This window comes from Acidovorax sp. HMWF018 (genome assembly GCF_003061035.1).
GTDB classification, from domain to species: Bacteria; Pseudomonadota; Gammaproteobacteria; order Burkholderiales; family Burkholderiaceae_C; genus Acidovorax; species Acidovorax delafieldii.
This window is the reverse complement of record NZ_QAIM01000404.1, coordinates 1797-3055: the sequence shown is the minus strand read 5'-3', so window position 1 is coordinate 3055 and position 1259 is coordinate 1797. Positions and strand designations below refer to the sequence as shown.

Below are 1259 nucleotides of genomic sequence, written 5' to 3'. Positions count from 1 at the left end.
GGATCACCTCGCCCGCCGCGCGGGCCGTGACCATCTCGTGGCCGTCCCACACCAACACGCCGGTGCAGCGCTGGCTGCCGTCGGGCTGGGTCTCGATGATGAGCTTGGACGCCTGCGCGCTGGTCCACATCTCGAAGTTGGGCCGGCCATAGCAGGTGGGGCGCAAAAAGGCCTTGGCGGTGTTCCAGCGCCAGCCGCTTTTCTGGTTGACCTCGAAATAGCCCACGCCTTCGTTGCTGCCGCTGTTGAAGTCGTCGGTGGCCGGGATGCCCGCTTGTTGGGCGGCGTGGGCAAAGGCGTCGAGCACGTCCCAGCGCAGGCGTTGCTTTTCCACCCGCCACTCGCCGGTGCTGCCGGTGGCCTTGTTGCCGTGCAGGCGTTTGAAATTTTCGTTCACGCCTCCGGGCTGGTCCAGGCGCCAGTGGTCTTCGTGGCGGCGGAAGTAGGGCAGGGCGTTGTCCCAGCGCCAGCTGGCATCGCCCGTCAGCTCGGCCCACTGGTCATAGTCGCGCGCCTGGCCGCGCATGTAGATCATGCCGTTGATGCTGCTGCAGCCGCCCAGCGTCTTGCCGCGCGGGTAGCGCAGGGTGCGGCCGTTCAGGCCCGCGTCGGGCTCGGTGTTGTAGAGCCAGTCGGTGCGCGGGTTGCCGATGCAGTACAGGTAGCCGACTGGGATGTGGATCCAGTGGTAGTCGTCCTTGCGGCCGGCCTCGATCAGCAGCACGCGGTGGCGGCCGTCGGCGCTCAGGCGGTTGGCGAGCAAGGCACCGGCTGTGCCTCCGCCGATGATGATGGTGTCAAACGTGGTGTCGCTCATGGAGGAGGGGCGGTGCCGATCAAAGGTGGTAACGGTGGGCCATTGTGCGGATGGGGCAGGCCCTGTCGATAGGGTGTGTGCCTATTGCTACACTTTTAGTAGCTGCTGATGCTTGAATTGATTGCGCTTGGCGCTGATTTGATAATAATTACACGCTTCGCCGCCTGTCTGTGCTTGACAGGCTCGTGTCCGACAGCGTGTGCAGGATTGGCTCCGCTACCATGCACGCTCTTCCTTGCTGCTTCTTGACGACCCCACCCCTGCGGCTGCCCTGGCGGCCAGACCCATGACCGACCACGCCCCCCACATCGTTCGCGCCGATACGCCCCAAGGGCCGTGCGCGCAGCTGCGTGGGCGCTGGGGCGCGGCCGAGCTGGGCAACGCGGCGCAATGGGAGGCCGTGTCGGACCAGCTGCGCGGCGCACCCCCCGCCCCCACGCTG

The 1259-nt window shown here is 66.6% G+C and carries 1 protein-coding gene and 1 pseudogene; one reads left to right on the top strand and one right to left on the bottom strand.

The window, feature by feature from the left end; translation table 11 throughout:
- A partial coding sequence (locus DBR23_RS30835; RefSeq protein ID WP_369882126.1) for a GMC family oxidoreductase occupies positions 1–817 on the bottom strand: 817 nt, incomplete at its 3' end.
- Between the two features lie 286 nt (positions 818–1103).
- Here DBR23_RS30835 and DBR23_RS30830 point away from each other — a divergent pair.
- Positions 1104–1259, top strand: a pseudogene (locus tag DBR23_RS30830) (ABC transporter permease); the annotation flags it as partial.